The 14,805-nt window shown below is 74.1% G+C and carries 15 protein-coding genes; 9 read left to right on the forward strand and 6 right to left on the reverse strand.

Annotated elements, in window-relative coordinates; all coding sequences use genetic code 11:
• The first annotated feature begins 218 nt into the window (after window positions 1-218).
• The gene (locus tag JT721_RS01255) at window positions 219-2,315 is read left to right on the forward strand and encodes an MMPL family transporter (RefSeq protein WP_205471073.1); all 2,097 of its coding nucleotides are present in this window, start codon (window positions 219-221) and stop codon (window positions 2,313-2,315) included.
• Window positions 2,316-2,324: 9 nt separating this feature from the next.
• Here the strand turns inward: JT721_RS01255 and JT721_RS01260 are convergent, their stop codons facing one another.
• From JT721_RS01260 to JT721_RS01275, 4 genes are all read right to left on the reverse strand, one after another.
• Window positions 2,325-3,335: a YafY family protein gene (locus JT721_RS01260; RefSeq protein ID WP_205471074.1), complete on the reverse strand. Its 1,011-nt coding sequence runs from the start codon at window positions 3,333-3,335 to the stop codon at window positions 2,325-2,327.
• Entirely contained in the window at window positions 3,335-4,243 is a 909-nt protein-coding gene (locus tag JT721_RS01265; RefSeq protein WP_205471075.1) for a YafY family protein, read from the reverse strand. The genes JT721_RS01260 and JT721_RS01265 overlap by 1 nt, the downstream gene beginning before the upstream one ends.
• 111 nt (window positions 4,244-4,354) lie before the next feature.
• Window positions 4,355-5,515 carry an MFS transporter gene (locus JT721_RS01270; RefSeq protein ID WP_205471076.1) on the reverse strand — a complete coding sequence of 387 codons (1,161 nt, stop codon included), beginning with the start codon at window positions 5,513-5,515 and terminating at the stop codon, window positions 4,355-4,357.
• Complete coding sequence (locus JT721_RS01275; protein WP_205471077.1) at window positions 5,512-6,528, reverse strand: alcohol dehydrogenase catalytic domain-containing protein; 1,017 nt, start codon at window positions 6,526-6,528, stop codon at window positions 5,512-5,514. The genes JT721_RS01270 and JT721_RS01275 overlap by 4 nt, the downstream gene beginning before the upstream one ends.
• A 203-nt stretch (window positions 6,529-6,731) precedes the next feature.
• On the opposite strand from JT721_RS01275, the gene JT721_RS01280 reads away from it, so the two are divergent.
• Together JT721_RS01280 and JT721_RS01285 are read left to right on the forward strand one after the other, a co-directional pair.
• Entirely contained in the window at window positions 6,732-7,592 is an 861-nt protein-coding gene (locus JT721_RS01280; protein ID WP_205471078.1) for a helix-turn-helix transcriptional regulator, read from the forward strand.
• A 35-nt stretch (window positions 7,593-7,627) separates the two neighbouring features.
• Window positions 7,628-8,890, forward strand: coding sequence for an acyl-CoA desaturase (locus JT721_RS01285; RefSeq protein ID WP_205471079.1), 1,263 nt, complete (start codon window positions 7,628-7,630; stop codon window positions 8,888-8,890).
• Here the strand turns inward: JT721_RS01285 and JT721_RS01290 are convergent.
• Window positions 8,815-9,231, reverse strand: coding sequence for a DUF1761 domain-containing protein (locus tag JT721_RS01290; RefSeq protein ID WP_205471080.1), 417 nt, complete (start codon window positions 9,229-9,231; stop codon window positions 8,815-8,817). The genes JT721_RS01285 and JT721_RS01290 overlap by 76 nt on opposite strands.
• 100 nt (window positions 9,232-9,331) lie before the next feature.
• Between JT721_RS01290 and JT721_RS01295 the strand changes: the two genes are divergently transcribed.
• On the forward strand, window positions 9,332-10,312 hold the full coding sequence (locus tag JT721_RS01295; RefSeq protein ID WP_205471081.1) for a YafY family protein: 981 nt from the start codon (window positions 9,332-9,334) through the stop codon (window positions 10,310-10,312).
• A 103-nt stretch (window positions 10,313-10,415) separates the two neighbouring features.
• Here JT721_RS01295 and JT721_RS01300 read toward each other — a convergent pair whose 3' ends face one another.
• Complete coding sequence (locus JT721_RS01300) at window positions 10,416-10,754, reverse strand: STAS domain-containing protein (protein ID WP_205471082.1); 339 nt, start codon at window positions 10,752-10,754, stop codon at window positions 10,416-10,418.
• 179 nt (window positions 10,755-10,933) lie between these two features.
• Here JT721_RS01300 and JT721_RS01305 point away from each other — a divergent pair, with 179 nt between their 5' ends.
• The 5 genes from JT721_RS01305 to JT721_RS01325 all read left to right on the forward strand — a co-directional run bounded on the left by JT721_RS01305 (window position 10,934) and on the right by JT721_RS01325 (window position 14,800).
• Entirely contained in the window at window positions 10,934-11,209 is a 276-nt protein-coding gene (locus JT721_RS01305; RefSeq protein ID WP_205471083.1) for a hypothetical protein, read from the forward strand.
• A 6-nt stretch (window positions 11,210-11,215) separates the two neighbouring features.
• Complete coding sequence (locus JT721_RS01310; RefSeq protein ID WP_307827799.1) at window positions 11,216-13,027, forward strand: thiamine pyrophosphate-requiring protein; 1,812 nt, start codon at window positions 11,216-11,218, stop codon at window positions 13,025-13,027.
• 48 nt (window positions 13,028-13,075) lie between these two features.
• Window positions 13,076-13,309, forward strand: a complete 234-nt coding sequence (locus tag JT721_RS01315; RefSeq protein ID WP_205471084.1) for a hypothetical protein — start codon at window positions 13,076-13,078, stop codon at window positions 13,307-13,309.
• 3 nt (window positions 13,310-13,312) lie between these two features.
• The gene (locus tag JT721_RS01320) at window positions 13,313-13,918 is read left to right on the forward strand and encodes an NAD(P)H-dependent oxidoreductase (RefSeq protein WP_205471085.1); all 606 of its coding nucleotides are present in this window, start codon (window positions 13,313-13,315) and stop codon (window positions 13,916-13,918) included.
• Window positions 13,919-13,990: 72 nt separating this feature from the next.
• Complete coding sequence (locus tag JT721_RS01325) at window positions 13,991-14,800, forward strand: ABC transporter ATP-binding protein (RefSeq protein WP_205471086.1); 810 nt, start codon at window positions 13,991-13,993, stop codon at window positions 14,798-14,800.
• The last annotated feature ends 5 nt before the right edge of the window (window positions 14,801-14,805 follow it).

Raw genomic sequence — 14,805 nt, forward strand, 5'->3', positions numbered from 1 at the left:
GGCGAGGAGAAGGGCCAGCGGACGACGCCTGGCGGGGCGGGCAGGGCGTTGGGACAGACGGGTGCGAGACACCACTGACCTCCTGGACGGCCCGGACGTGGTTACCGGGCGCTGACGTGACGGGGGTCACTTTAGCAACCGACTTGCGAAAGTAGGCAAGCGCTGTCCGAACTTCGGGCATCTCGGACGAAAGCCGCCGGACGGCTACAGTCCGTCCCGTGCTGGAGCGGCTGGGCCGATGGGTGCACCGCCGACGGGCGGTGGTGCTGGCCGCGTGGGCGGTCCTGGTCGTGGCCGGGGCCGTGCTCGGCGGCTCGGTGTTCGACCGGGCCGAGGAGCCCGGCGACCGCGCCGGCGTGGAGTCTACGCTCGTCGACCGCCACCTGGCTCGGGTCGACGCCGAGGGCGAGCAGCTGGTCGCGGTGCTCTCCGGCACCGACGCCCTCGCCGTGGTGCTGGTCGACCAGGCGAGCACCGTGCTGCACGAGGTCGCGGCGCTGCCCGGCGTCGCGGAGGTGCGCGACCCCTACACCACCGGCGCCGCCGAGCAGCTGTCCGCCGACGGCCAGGGCGCGCTGGTGCAGGTCGAGCTCGACCCCGCGCTCGACCGCGACGAGGCGCTGGCCGTCGCCGAGCGCGTGGCCGACACGCTGCGCACGATCCAGTTCCCCAGCGTCCTCGTCGGCGGGGAGCTGCTCGCCGAGGAGGCGTTCGCCGAGCAGGCGGTGACCGACGCCGCGCGGGGCGAGGGCGCCGCGCTGGTGCTGCTGCTCGGGGTCCTGGTCGTGGTGCTGGGCGGCTGGCTGGTGGGCGCGCTGCCGGTGCTGACCGCGCTCGGTGCGGTCGCCGCTTCACTGCTGGCGCTCAGCGGTGTCGCGTCGGTCGCCTCCGTGAGCGAGTACGCCGTCAACGTCGTGACCGTGCTGGGCCTCGGCCTCACCGTCGACTACAGCCTGCTCGTGCTGGCGCGGTTCCGCGAGGAGCGGGCCGCGGCCCGCAAGCGGGACGACCTGGGCGACGTGCTCGGCCGCACCCTGGCGACCGCGGGCCGCACCGTGCTCGTCTCGGGCCTCACCGTCGGCTCCGCGCTCGCCGGCCTGCTGCTGCTCGACGACCCGCTGCTCACCGGTACGGCGGTGGGCGGCGTCGTGGCGGTCGCCGTCGCCACCGCGGCCGGCCTGACCCTGGCGCCCGCCCTGGTCGCGGCCGGGCACGAGCAGGTCCCGGCCCCCGGGGCCGGCCGCTTCCTGGCCGGGCGCCGACCCCCGGCGCGCTCGCTGCTCGTCCGGCTGGCCCGGCTGGCCCAGGCGCGGCCGTGGTCGGTGCTGCTGGCGTCGACGGGGCTGCTGCTCCTGCTCGCCGCTCCCCTGCTCGCCCTCGACGTCGGCAACTCCGACGTCCGCGCGCTGCCGGCGGACAGCGAGCCCCGCCTGGTGCACGAGGCGGTGGAGCGCTCCCACCCGGCCCAGGCCACCACTCCCCTGACCGTGCTGGCCGACGCGCCGCCCGACGACCCCCGGGTGACCGAGCTGACCCGTCGGATCAACGAGCTCGACGGCAGCGGCGAGGTGGTGCTCACCGACCCGCTGGCCGACGGCTGGACCCGGCTGTGGGTCGAGCCCGAGGGGTCGACCGCCGGCGCGACCGCCCAGCGGCTCGTGACCGAGGTGCGCGGTCTCGACGGCGAGCTGACCGTGCAGGTCGGGGGGCCGGCGGCCGAGCTGGTCGACGCCCGGGCCGCCGTCGCCGACCGGCTGCCCCTCGCGGCGCTGGTCGTCGTGGTCGTGACCGGCCTCCTGCTGCTGCGGCTGACCCGCTCGCTCGTCGTACCCCTCAAGACGCTGGCGCTGAACCTGCTGTCGCTGGCCGCGACGCTCGGCGTCGTCGTCGCGGTCTTCCAGTGGGGCTGGGGCTCCTCGCTGCTCGGGTTCGACCCCTGGGGCGCGCTCGACATCACCACCCCGCTGCTGCTGTTCATGTTCGTCTTCGGCCTGTCGATGGACTACCACGTGTTCCTCGTGGCGCGGATCAAGGAGGCCTGGGACGCCGCACCTGGTGGCCGCGAGGCCAACGACCGCGCGGTGCTCGCTGGCATCACCGCCTCCGGCCCGGTCGTCACCCTGGCGGCGCTGGCGATCTCGATCGTCTTCCTCGGCTTCGCCGCCGGCGAGCTCGTGGCCGTGAAGGAGGTCGGGGTCGGCATGACCGTCGCGATCCTGGTCGACGTCACGATCGTGCGCGGACTGCTGCTGCCGGCCGCGATGACCCTGCTGGGCGAGCGCAACTGGTGGTGGCCGGGCCGGCCGGCCGCCTGACCCGCGGGCTCAGCCCTCGTGGTGGCGCAGGAGCTCCTCCACCATGCCGACCGCCTCGGGTAGCACCGAGGTCGGCTCGACCACCCGGGTGTCGGGCCCGCTGGCCAGCATGATCAGGCCGACCCGACCGCCGACGGGCGGCAGCAGCTCGAGGTCGGCCTCGAACGACGTCTCGTCCTCGGCCACCACGTGCACCTCCTCGGCCCACATGTGCGCAGCCCAGCGGGCGTCCTGGGCGAGCTCGAGGCGCACCGTGGTGGTGCGCCGCTGCCGCTGCAGCCGGGCCTCGACGTCGTCGGGTGGGTCGAAGGTCTCGTCGAGCACCTCGACGTCGCGCACGTTGCTGACCAGGAAGGTGCGCAGGTTGCCCTCGGGGCCCACCGGGCCGGCGTCGACCTCCCAGCCGCGGTGGGTCTGCAGCAGCCGCAGCGGCTCGATGATGCGGTGGTCGACGTGCTCGCGCCAGGTGTTGGAGTAGAGGATGCGCACCCGTCGGTGCTCGGACCGGGCGTCCATGAGGGGAGCCACGAACCGGTTGCGGTCGAGCCGGTGCGGCGCGGCCGGCTGCTCGCCGTACATCGTCTCGCTGATCACCTCGAGCGCGGCAGCGAGGTCGGTGTCGTCGGGCTCGACGTCGAGGAGCGCGAGCCCCGCGGTGTAGATCACCCCCAGGTCGCCCGCCGACAGGTTCTCCACGCCGAGGCCGAACGGGTCGTCGCTCACGACCCGCACGACGATCGCGGCGTCGGGGTCGTCGGGGTCGTCAGGGTCGTCAGGGTCGTCGGGGTCCGGGCTGCCCTCAGGCACCGTGAACTCGATGACCGAGCGCCGGAAGATGTCGAAGCTCCAGCCCCACGACTCCAGCTCGAGGTAGGTCGTGAGGTCCTCGCGGATCGTGGTCGCGTCGGTGTCGAAGCGGGCCGCCAGGTCGTGCAGCGTCAGGCCGTCGGGGTACGTCGAGAGCAGCGCCAGCAGCCGCGGGATGCGTCCCACCCGCTGGGCGAACCGGGGCGCGGCCATCAGGCGCCCGCCAGCTCGCGCAGCTCGGCGAGCAGCTCGGCGCGGAAGTCGTCGGGACCCACCACGGCGACCCGGGTGCCGAGCACGTAGACCCGGGCGCGGAACGCCGCACGGTGGGTCACCGTGTAGGTGAGCTCGACCGTGCCGGCGTCGGGGTCGGCCATCGCGGTGTCGCAGGTGAGCAGCCACCGCTCGACGTCGGGCACGAAGTCGGCAGGCACCCGCAGCACCACCGCGGCCGGCTCGTCGACCTCCCACAGCAGAGGGTGCAGCGCGGGTCGCCCGACCTGGGGTGCGGGCGCGGCGCTGCCGGGCGGGTCGAGCGCGGGGCCGCCCATCCGGTTGACCGCGAAGTGCTTGACCCGGGTGTCGCCCTCCTCGACGCCGCTGAGGTACCACTGGTGGCTCTGGAAGCTCACCGTCGCGGGGTGCACCAGCCGGTCGGTCCCCTTGTAGGAGAAACGGATCCGGCTGCCGTGCTGCACCGCCTGGAGGGCCCGCGACAGCGCGCTGCTGTCGACGTGGGGCACCACCTTGCTCGTCACCTCGACCGGCAGGCTGGCCGGCTCGACTCCGAGCGCCGTGGCGAGGTCGGCCCGGTCGGCGAGCGCCACCGCCCGCTGGAGGGCCGCCACCTGGGCCGGCGACAGCCGCAGCCGGAGCCGGTTGTCGCCGCTCACCATCCGGTAGCGCGCGGGCTCACCGGGCCCGGCGACGTTGTCGATCTGCCAGCCCTGCTCGCGCAGGTGCTTGAGGTCCTTGGCGAGCTGGGTGCCGGGGTCGGCGTCGCCGTAGTCGGCCACGGCCACCAGGCGGTCACGGGTCGCGCCCGCCGGCCCGGCCTGCTCGAGCACGGCCATGATCCGCACCAGCCGGGTCATCGGCTTGAGCTGGTCGCGTCCTGCCATCCGACCTCCCTGTCCAGGCCTCCCTGTCCAGGCCTCCCTGTCCAGGCCTCCCTGTCCAGGCCTCCCTGTCCAGGCCTCCCTGTCCGGGCCCATCTTGCCCGGCGGCGGGCGTCAGGCGGGCCGGGCGCGCGGGCGGCTCAAGGCGGCGAGGGCGACGGCGGGCACCAGCAGCACCCCGGCCAGCACCCCGCAGGTGACGCCGAGGTCGCCGCCCGCCAGCCCGTCGGCGAGCAGCGGACCGAGGCAGACGCCGAGCCCGACGAGGAACGCGTAGCCCGCCATGCCGGCGCCCGGGGCGTCCTGGCTGGCGTCGCCGACCACGGCCACCACGGCCGGTACGGCCACCGCCAGCCCGGCGACGAAGACGCCGCTCCCGAGCAGGACGAGCCACGGGGGGCCGGCCACCGCCTCGACCGCCAGTCCTCCGGCCGCGACGAGGAACGCCGGGGCACCGACCGCGCGTGGGCCCCAGCGCCGGACCGCCACCCCGGCGAGGCAGCCGAGCACGATGCCCGGCAGACCGGGCAGCCGCAGCAGCAGGCCCGAGACCGGCCCGGTGGCGCCGAGGCCGGCGCTCGAGGCGGCCAGGGCGACGTACATCCCGACCAGGGAGGTGAGCACGGTGACCGCCGCGACGTAGCCGACCACGACCTGGCGGCGTCGCAGCAGCGAGCCCAGCGTGCGCACCACCTGCACCACCGACGCGGCGGTGGCGGGTGGGGGGGTCGCCGGCAGCCGCGTCACCAGCACCGCGAGCAGCAGCAGGAGCGGCACCGGGGCGACCAGCGTCCAGCGCCAGCCGAGCCCGGGCAGCAGCAGCAGCGACCAGGCCTGGCCGACGATCCCCGCGAGCAGGAAGGCGCTCGACACCACCGCCAGCGCGGCCGGGACCGCCCGCACCGGCACCACCCGGGGCAGGTAGGCCAGGGCGACCGGCGGCAGGGCGGGGGCCACGAAGCCCTGCACCGCCCGGGCCGCCACCAGCACCACGAGGTCCGGGGCCAGGCCCGCGACCACGTCGGCGACGGCGACCACCACCAGCCCGGCGGCCATCACCCGGCGCGGGTCGACGTGGTCGGAGACCGTGGGGAACACCAGGGCGCCGAGGGCGAAGCCCACGCCGAACACGCTGCCGGTCCAGGCCGCCGCGCCGATCGTCGTGCCCTGCTCCCCGGCGATGGCCGGGACCAGCGGGATCGTGACGTAGACGTGCGAGACGACGGCGAGGACGGCGGCCACCAGGACCGCCGTCACCCGCACCTCGCGGTTCACCGGCCCGTGGTGAGGACCACCCGGAACCTCGCGTCGCCCGAAAGCATCCGCTCGTAGCCGGCGGTCACCTCGTCGAGCGGGAAGGTCTCGGTCATCGGCCGCACACCGGTGAGCGCCGCGAACCGCAGGGTGTCCTCGACGTCCTTGGCGGTGCCCGACGGGTGTCCGTGCACGGTGCGGCTGGGGGCGATCAGCTGGAACGGGCTGACCTCGATCGGCTCGGGGGTCGCACCGACGACCAGCAGCTCGCCGTGGGGACGCAGCCCGTCGACGACCGCGCCCATCGCGGCCGAGCTCATCGCGGTGGCCAGGACCACCCGGGCGCCGCCCAGGGCCTGCAGCCGGGCCGCGACGTCGCCGGCCTCGGCGTCGACGAAGTGGTGGGCACCGAGCTCGCGCGCCAGCTCCGACTTCGCCTCACCGCGCGCGATGGCGACGGTCTCGAAGCCCATCCGGCTCGCGAACTGGACGCCGAGGTGGCCCAGGCCGCCGACGCCCAGCACGGCGACCAGGTCGCCCGGGCGGGCACCGCTGCGGCGCAGCGCGTTGAACGTCGCCACGCCGGCGCAGCCCATCGGCGCTGCCTCCACGGCGGTGAAGACCTCGGGCACCCGGGCCAGCGCGTCGACGGGCACGACCGTCGTGTCGGCGTACCCGCCGGCGTACTGCCAGCCCGGGACCTTGACCTCGGGGCAGGAGATGAAGTCGCCGGACCGGCAGGCGTCGCAGCGGCCGCAGCTGCCGCCGAACCAGCCGACGGCGACGCGGTCACCGACCTGCCAACCCTCGACGCCCGCACCGACCGCGTCGACGCGCCCGGCGACCTCGTGGCCGAGGACGGCCGGCCACTCGAGCGGGTAGCCGCCGTTGACGAAGTAGGCGTCGGTGTGGCAGATGCCGACCGCCTCGACGCTGACGCGGGCCTGGCCGGGGCCGGGCTCGACCGGTTCGGTGGCGACGACCTCGAACGGGCCGCCGGCGTGGTCGACGCGGACGGAACGGTGGATGGTCATGGGTGCTCCTCGGGGTGGATGCGGTCCGCCTCTCGGCGGGTCCGTCACCGGACCGGTGGCGGCCTCTCCAGTCTTGGCAGCGCGAGAGCCTCGCGGGGCCGCACCATCGGCCCTGCCCGTCCTGGGACGGTGCTGCCTGGGACGGTGCTGCCTGGGACTGGCAGACCCAGGCAGCACGGCGCACCCGTTGCCACAATGGCGCCATGGCGACCACCAACCGCGAGCTGGCGGACTTCCTGCGCCGGGCCCGCGCCCGCGTCGACCCCGCCGGCACCGGCCTCCCCCACGACGGCCGGATCCGCCGGGTCCCCGGCCTGCGCCGCGAGGAGGTGGCCATGCTGGCCGGGGTCTCGACCGACTACTACACGCGGCTCGAGCAGGGCCGCCGGATCACGCCGTCCGAGGGCGTGCTCGACGCGCTCGCCCGGGCCCTCGGGCTCGACGAGACCGGCCGGGCCCACCTCGGCCACCTCACCGCCACGTCGGCCCGCCCCACGCGGCGTCGTACGCCGACCGTGCAGCGGGTGCGCCCGGGCCTGCACCAGTTCCTCGACTCCCTCGAGGGCCACCCGGCGCTGGTGCTCGGACGCCGCACCGACGTGCTCGCCAGCAACCGGCTGGCCCGGGCGCTGTTCACCGACTTCGACGCCGTGCCGCCGCGCGAGCGGAGCTACGCCCGCTGGATGTTCCTCGACGAGTCGGCCCGGTCGCTGTTCGTGGACTGGGAGGAGCAGGCCCGCACCTGCGTCGAGAACCTCCGGCTCGAGGTCGGCACCCACCCCGACGACCCCGCCCTGCACGACCTGGTCGCCGAGCTCGCCGAGCGGAGCCCCGAGTTCGCCGCCTGGTGGGAGGAGCACGGCGTCTTCCAGCGCACCTTCGGCACCAAGCGGCTCCAGCACCCGGTGGTGGGCGAGCTCGCCGTGCAGTACGAGAGCCTCACCCTCCCCGGCGATCCCGACCAGACGCTGTTCGTCTACACCACCGAGCCCGGCACCTCCTCGCGCGAGGCCCTGACCCTTCTCGCCAGCTGGGCGCTCTCGGAGTCCCCGAGCCGGACCTGACGTTCGCTCGTGGAGCGATCGGGCACTGTAGGGGCATGACGACCACCACCAGCACGCCGGGCGGACTCACCGCCGCTGAGGTCGAGCTGCTCGGGCACGACCTCGACGCCATCCGGCAGGACGTCCTCGACGACCGGGGCGAGCGCGACGCGGCGTACATCCGGCGGCTGGTGAAGGTGCAGCGCTGCCTCGAGCTGGGCGGCCGGGTGGTGCTGCTGGCGGGCCGCAACCGCACCGCGTGGGTGGTCGGCACGACCGCGCTGAGCCTGGCCAAGATCCTCGACAACATGGAGATCGGCCACAACGTCCTGCACGGCCAGTGGGACTGGATGCGCGACCCCAAGATCCACTCCTCCACCTGGCAGTGGGACCACACCTCCCCGCCGGAGCAGTGGCAGCGGGCGCACAACCAGGTGCACCACCGCTACACCAACATCATCGGCAAGGACAACGACCTCGGCTACGGCATCATGCGCGTCGACGAGGCCCAGGAGTGGCGGCCCCGCTACCTCCTCCAGCCGATCCAGAACCTCGTGACCGCCTGCATCTTCGAGCAGGGCATCGCGATGTACGACCTCGACCTCGGCGAGCACCTGCGCGACAAGCGGAAGATGACGCCGGAGAAGAAGGCGGAGGCGATCACGACCCTCAAGCGGGGGCTGCGCCAGGCCGCCAAGGACTACGTCGTGTGGCCGTTGCTGTCGGGCCGCGGCTGGCGCGCGACGCTCTCGGCCGACGCGACCGCCAACCTGGTGCGCAACCTGTGGAGCCACTCGATCATCATGTGCGGCCACTTCCCCGAGGGCGTCGAGGCGTTCGAGCTCGACGAGCTCGACGAGGACGAGTCGCGCGGCGAGTGGTACGTGCGCCAGATGCTCGGTTCGGCCAACATCTCCGGACCGCCGGTGCTGCACCTGCTCGCCGGCAACCTGTCCCACCAGATCGAGCACCACATGTTCCCCGACCTGCCGAGCAACCGCTACGCCGAGATAGCGCCACGGGTGCGCCAGGTCTTCGACAAGTACGGCCTCAGCTACTGCTCGCGCCCGCTCGTCCAGCAGGTCGGCAGCGCCTGGCACAAGGTGGTGCGGCTGTCGCTGCCCAACGGCTGGCTCGCCGACACCAACCGGCGCAACCTGGTGCCCCAGCTCCGCAAGCTCGCCCGGAGCGCCGGGCGCGGCCCGACGGCCCCCCGTGGTAGCGGCCGGGTCGCCGCGGCGCGTCAGCGCATCGCCACCAGCACCACCGCGCTGAGGACGCTGGTGACCACGAAGAACGGCGCGTTGACCGCGCCGTAGAGCAGCGGGCGCGGGAAGTTCGGGTTGATGGCGATCTGGAAGGTCATCGCGGCCAGGTAGCCGATGCCCACGATCAGGCCGAACGCCACGGCGTCTCCGGTGCCGGTGACGTCGAGCGCCTCGACGAGGACGGCCGTGGTCAGCACCGTGACCAGCTGGCAGACGATCGGGCCGGCGGCGGTGAGCAGGGTCGGGGCCGGCGCCGGGGCGCCCTCGCGGCCCAGCGCGACGGCGTAGGGCTTGGCGACGACGACGGCGAACCACACTCCGGCCAGCACGACGGACGCGACGGCGGCGACGGCGACCGCCAGCCAGCTGAGGTCACCCAGGACGTTGAACACGACGGACTCCTTGGTCTCGGCGGCCCCGGTGGCCGCTCCGCCACGAGTCTCGAGCAGGTACAGGACAGGTTGTGTCCTCTTCTCCGGGCACCATGGCGACATGACCACGACGTCCGGGCGCCTGCTCGCCCTGCTCTCCCTGCTCCAGACGCGGCGCGACTGGCCCGGCGGCGTGCTGGCCGAGCGGCTCGACGTCAGTCCCCGGACGGTGCGCCGCGACATCGACCGGCTGCGCGAGCTGGGCTACCGGATCGCGACGTTCAAGGGTCCCGAGGGTGGCTACCGCCTCGAGGCGGGCTCCGAGCTGCCGCCGCTGCTGTTCGACGACGACCAGGCCGTGGCGCTGACCGTGGCGCTGCAGCTCGTGGCGACGAACGCGTCCGGTCTCGACGAAGAGGTCGACGAGGCCGCGCTCCGGGCGCTCGGCTCCGTGCGGCAGGTGCTGCCCGCGCGGCTGCGGCACCGGCTCGACGCGCTGCCCGTCGACGTCGTCGTGCCGCCCGGCAGCACTGCGCCTCCGGTCGACCGCGACTCCCTCCTCGCCGTGGGCGCCGCCGTCCGCGGCCGTGAGGTGCTCCGGTTCGGGTACGGCGACTCCGGCGGCACCTCGGACGCGGCGCCCCGCCGGGTAGAGCCCCACCACCTCGTCACCTGGCGGGGCCGGTGGTACCTCGTCGCCTGGGACCTCGACCGCGACGACTGGCGCACCTTCCGCGCCGACCGCATCTCGCCGCGGGTGCCGACCGGCCCGCGGTTCACCCCCCGCGAGCTCCCCGGCGGCGACGTCGCCGCGTTCGTCACCGCCCGCTTCCGCGGCTCCGACGAGGGACCGCGGTGGCCGTGCACCGGCGTCGTCGTCGTCGACCTGCCCCTGGCCGACGCCCGGCCGTACGTCGGCGACGGCGTCGCCGTGGAGGTCGACGCCACCCGCACGCGGCTCACCCAGGGGTCGTGGTCGTGGGCGGCGCTGGCCGCCTCGCTGTGCCGCTTCGACGCCGACCTCGAGGTCGTCGAGCCGGTGGAGCTGCGGGAGGCCTTCGCCGTCCTGGCCCGCCGGTCAGGCGCGGCGGCGCGGTCGTGACCGTCGCGACCGGTCCCCGGCGTGGCCGCTCACCGGTGGCGACCCACCCAGCCGTGGACGACGACGAACGTGGCGGCCAGCGCGATCACGATCACCAGCGAGATCACCACGGCGCCGACCCGGTGGTCGCGGCCGCACAGGCGGCCGCCAGTCTCCTGAACCGGCCCACTGTCACGACGCGGGCGAAGCAGGCCGAGGCGGCGATGATGTCCAGGGTCGCACCGCGGGCCTCGAGCCGCTCGCGCGTCTGGTCGATGAGACGCACGCTGCGGCCGTCGACGTAGGTGACCCGGCCGACGTCGAGCCGCACCGTGCGACAGCCGAGCGTGGTCAGCTCGGCCAGCCGCCAGGCCAGGCGACCCCGGCTCACGATGTCGAGCTCACCGACGATCGCCAGCGTGGCGACGGGCGGCTCGTAGGTGGTGGTGAAGGTGGCCTGCATGGCACGGCTCCGAGGTCTCGATCCCGACGGCCGCTGCTGAGCCGGGAGTCACCACGCTAGGCCAGCCCGGTCGTCCGGGTCTCACCCCAACGGGCGCGATCCCGGCCCCTCGGCCGGACGGTTGACCGCGTGCACCTCGGGTACAGGCCAGCCCCATCCGCACACGGAAGGACCACGACATGGCCACCGGAGAGACCGGCTTCGACGACGTCACCTACGACCTGGTGTCGCTCCAGTACCACTCGCTCAAGGCGGGTCACGACTACGGCCAGTACGTCCGGGACGCCGAGAACGCCGGCCGCGACGACATCGCCCAGTTCTTCAAGGAGGTCATGGAGCAGGACTCCCAGCGCGCCCAGCGCTGCCACGACTTCCTGCGCGACCTCGGCGGCACCGACAACACCAGCCCGCAGGGCCACGGCGCGGAGGGCGCCGACCCCAACGCGTCCGCGTGACCCCGCGTGCCTGAGGTGGACAGCGAGCAGGACGAGCGGCCGCCCCGGCTGGTCGCCGACCTGGTCGTCGAGCGGCTGCGCGCCTGGGGCGTGCACCGGGTCTTCGGCTACTCCGGCGACGGCATCAACGGCCTGATGGGGGCGCTGCGCCGCGCCGACGGCGACCCGTCGTTCGTCCAGGCCAGGCACGAGGAGAACGCCGCGCTGATGGCGGTCGGCCACGCGAAGTTCACGGGCGGGGTGGGGGTGGTCACCAGCACCCAGGGCCCGGGCGCCGTGCACCTGCTCAACGGCCTCTACGACGCCAAGCTCGACCACCAGCCGGTCGTCGCGATCGTCGGGCAGCAGCCCACGACCGCGCTGGGCTCGGAGTACCAGCAGGAGATCGACCTGACCGCGCTGTTCAAGGATGTCGCCGCCCAGTACGTGCAGGCGGTGCTGGCCCCCGAGCAGGCGGCGATGGTCCTCGACCGCGCGTTCCGCACCGCCCTGGCGACCCGGTCGCCGTGCGTGGTCGTGCTCCCCCACGACGTGCAGGTTGAGGCGGCTCCGGACGAGCCGCCGCACGAGCACGGCGTCGTGCCGACCACCCCCCAGTGGCGCCCGCCCCGGGTGGTCCCCACCGACGACGACCTCGCCGAGGCCGCGGCCGTGCTCAACGCCGGCGAACGGGTGGCGCTCCTGGTCGGCCAGGGCGCCCGCGACGCCGGCGACCTCGTGCGCGCGCTGGCCGAGCGACTCGGCGCGGGCGTGACGACCAGCCTGCTCGGCAAGCCGTGGTGGGACGAGACGCTGCCCACCAGCTGCGGGGTGATGGGCCACCTCGGGACAACGGCCTCGGCGTGGCTGATGGACCACTGCGACACCCTGCTGATGGTCGGCACCAACGACCCGTGGACCGAGTTCTACCCCGCCCCAGGACAGGCCCGCGGCGTGCAGATCGACATCGACGGCCGCCACCTCGGCAACCGCTACCCCGTCGAGGTCGGCCTGGTCGGCGACACCGCCGAGACCGTCACCGCCCTGCTGCCGTTGCTCGACGACAGGTCCGGCTCCGCGTGGCAGCAGGACGTCGAGGCCCAGGTGGAGCGCTGGCACCGGGTGGCCGAGCAGCGGGCCGCCGCCGACGCCGCGCCGCTCAGCCCCGAGCACGTCGTCCGGTCGCTCACCCCGCGGCTGCCCGCCGACGCCCAGGTCAGCGTCGACGTCGGCTCGGTCGTCTACTGGTACGCCCGCCACCTCACCCTCCCGCCCGGCGTCCAGGCCCACCTGTCCTCGACCCTCGCGTCGATGGGCTCCGGGCTGCCCTACGGCCTGGCCGCCAAGCTCGAGTCCCCCGACCGGCCCGTCGTCGCGCTGGTCGGTGACGGTGCCATGCAGATGAACGGGATCGCCGAGCTGGTCACGGTGGCGTCCCGCTGGCGCGACTGGGCCGACCCGCGGTTCGTCGTGCTCGTGCTCCACAACGGCGACCTCGCCGAGGTCACGTGGGAGCAGCGCGAGACCGAGGGCGACCCGCGCTACGACGTCAGCCAGTCGCTGCCCGACTTCCCCTACGCGGCGTACGCCGACCTGCTGGGGCTCACCGGCATCCGCGTCGGGGCGGGCGACGACGTGGGCGTCGCCTGGGACCGCGCGCTGGCCGCCGACCGGCCGGTCGTGCTCGAGGCGGTCGTCGACGCCGACTGGCCGCTGCTGCCGCCGTTCCCCGCCGGCGAGCAGAAGCTCGACAGCTTCCACCGCGCCCTGGACCAGGAGGACGACGGCGGGCACGCCCGAGCGCTGCTCGACGAGCAGGCGGCGCAGGAGTCCGACTGAGGGAGCGCGGGTACCGGTGGGGTCCGATCTGCTAGCGATGGAGGAGCCATGCCGAGCAAGTCCGCCAACGTGAAGAACGAGAAGCAGTACGAGGCGCTGAAGAACAAGGGGATGTCGAAGCAGCGCGCCGCCAAGATCGCCAACACCCCGGACGCCTCCAAGAAGGGCGGCAAGTCCAGCGGGGGCGGGAAGACCAAGAGCGACAGCAGCCAGGGCGGCACCACCGCGCAGAAGAAGAAGGCCGGCAGCAAGGGCGGCAAGGCCGCTGCGAAGAAGAGCTGACCCGTGTCGCTGACCGCCCTCGTCCTGTCGTGCACGCTGAAGCCGTCGCCGGCCGACTCCAGCGCGACCCTGCTCGGCCAGGAGCTGCTCGACGCGCTCCGCGACCACGACGTCACCGGTGAGGTCGTCCGCGTCGTCGACCACGACGTGCGGTTCGGCGTCACCACCGACGAGGGCGACGGCGACGCCTGGCCGCAGCTGCGGGCCAAGATGCTCGCCGCCGACATCCTCGTGCTAGCCACGCCGATCTGGCTGGGCCAGCCGTCGTCGGTGGCCAAGATGGTGCTCGAGCGCTTGGACGCCGAGCTCGGCGAGACCGACGACCAGGGCCGGATGTCGACGTACAACAAGGTCGCCGCGGTCGCCGTCGTCGGCAACGAGGACGGCGCCCACCACGTGACCGCCGAGCTGCTCCAGGCCCTCAACGACACCGGCTTCACCATCGCGGCCAACGGGTCGACGTACTGGGTCGGCGAGGCCATGCAGGCCACCGACTACCAGGACCTCGACCCCAAGCCCGAGAAGACGGTGTCGACCACGAGGACGGCGGCCGCCAACACCGCCCACCTGGCCCGGGTGCTGACGGGTCAGGGCTACCCGCCCGCCTAGCCGACAGGCCCGAGCTCCCGCCCGACGCGGGCGCTTGACCTTGACCCTGCGTCAGGGTTGCACGGTGTCTCCATGACATCCGAAGCAGCCATCCGGGTCGCCGGGATCACCAAGTCCTACGGCGACGCCCCCGTGCTCCGCGGCGTCGACCTCGAGGTCGCGCGCGGCAGCATCTTCGCCCTGCTCGGCTCCAACGGAGCCGGCAAGACCACCCTCGTCAAGATCCTCAGCACGCTGCTGCGGGCCGACAGCGGCACCGCGGTCGTGCACGGGCACGACGTCGCCACCCAGGCTGAGCGGGTCCGCGAGGCGATCAGCCTCACCGGCCAGTTCGCGGCCGTCGACGACATCCTGACCGGGCGCGAGAACCTGGTGCTGGTCGCCCGGCTGCGCCACGTCGACGACCCGGGCTCGACGGCCGACGAGCTGCTCGCCCGGTTCGCCCTCACCGAGGCCGGCGGCCGACGTGTGGCGACGTACTCCGGCGGCATGCGCCGGCGGCTCGACATCGCCATGAGCCTGATCGGCGACCCGCCCGTGGTCTTCCTCGACGAGCCGACGACCGGCCTCGACCCCCAGGGTCGGCTCGAGGTCTGGCGCGCGGTCCGGGAGATCGCCGGGGGCGGCACCACGGTGCTGCTCACCACGCAGTACCTCGAGGAGGCCGAGCAGCTCGCCGACCGGATCGCGATCCTCCACCGCGGCCGGATCATCGTCGACGGCACCCTCGCCGAGCTCAAGGCGCTGCTGCCGGCCGCGGAGGTGCAGTACGTCGAGGGGCAGCCGAGCCTCGAGGACGTCTTCCTCGCCCTCGTCGGCGACGACGACCCGACCCACCCGTCCGACAGCGACGCCGCCGAGCCGGCCGACACCCACCAGTGAGGGAA

Origin of the sequence: Nocardioides sp. SYSU D00038 (assembly GCF_016924665.1) — a bacterium.
Taxonomy (GTDB): Bacteria; Actinomycetota; Actinomycetes; order Propionibacteriales; family Nocardioidaceae; genus Nocardioides.

Coding starts and splice junctions, on each gene's coding strand:
- JT721_RS01285 (WP_205471079.1), top strand. CDS start 7,628: ATGACGACCACCACCAGCACGCCGGGCGGACTCACCGCCGCTGAGGTC.
- JT721_RS01260 (WP_205471074.1), bottom strand. CDS start 3,335: ATGGCCGCGCCCCGGTTCGCCCAGCGGGTGGGACGCATCCCGCGGCTG.
- JT721_RS01295 (WP_205471081.1), top strand. CDS start 9,332: ATGACCACGACGTCCGGGCGCCTGCTCGCCCTGCTCTCCCTGCTCCAG.
- JT721_RS01325 (WP_205471086.1), top strand. CDS start 13,991: ATGACATCCGAAGCAGCCATCCGGGTCGCCGGGATCACCAAGTCCTAC.
- JT721_RS01315 (WP_205471084.1), top strand. CDS start 13,076: ATGCCGAGCAAGTCCGCCAACGTGAAGAACGAGAAGCAGTACGAGGCG.
- JT721_RS01305 (WP_205471083.1), top strand. CDS start 10,934: ATGGCCACCGGAGAGACCGGCTTCGACGACGTCACCTACGACCTGGTG.
- JT721_RS01265 (WP_205471075.1), bottom strand. CDS start 4,243: ATGGCAGGACGCGACCAGCTCAAGCCGATGACCCGGCTGGTGCGGATC.
- JT721_RS01300 (WP_205471082.1), bottom strand. CDS start 10,754: ATGCAGGCCACCTTCACCACCACCTACGAGCCGCCCGTCGCCACGCTG.
- JT721_RS01275 (WP_205471077.1), bottom strand. CDS start 6,528: ATGACCATCCACCGTTCCGTCCGCGTCGACCACGCCGGCGGCCCGTTC.
- JT721_RS01280 (WP_205471078.1), top strand. CDS start 6,732: ATGGCGACCACCAACCGCGAGCTGGCGGACTTCCTGCGCCGGGCCCGC.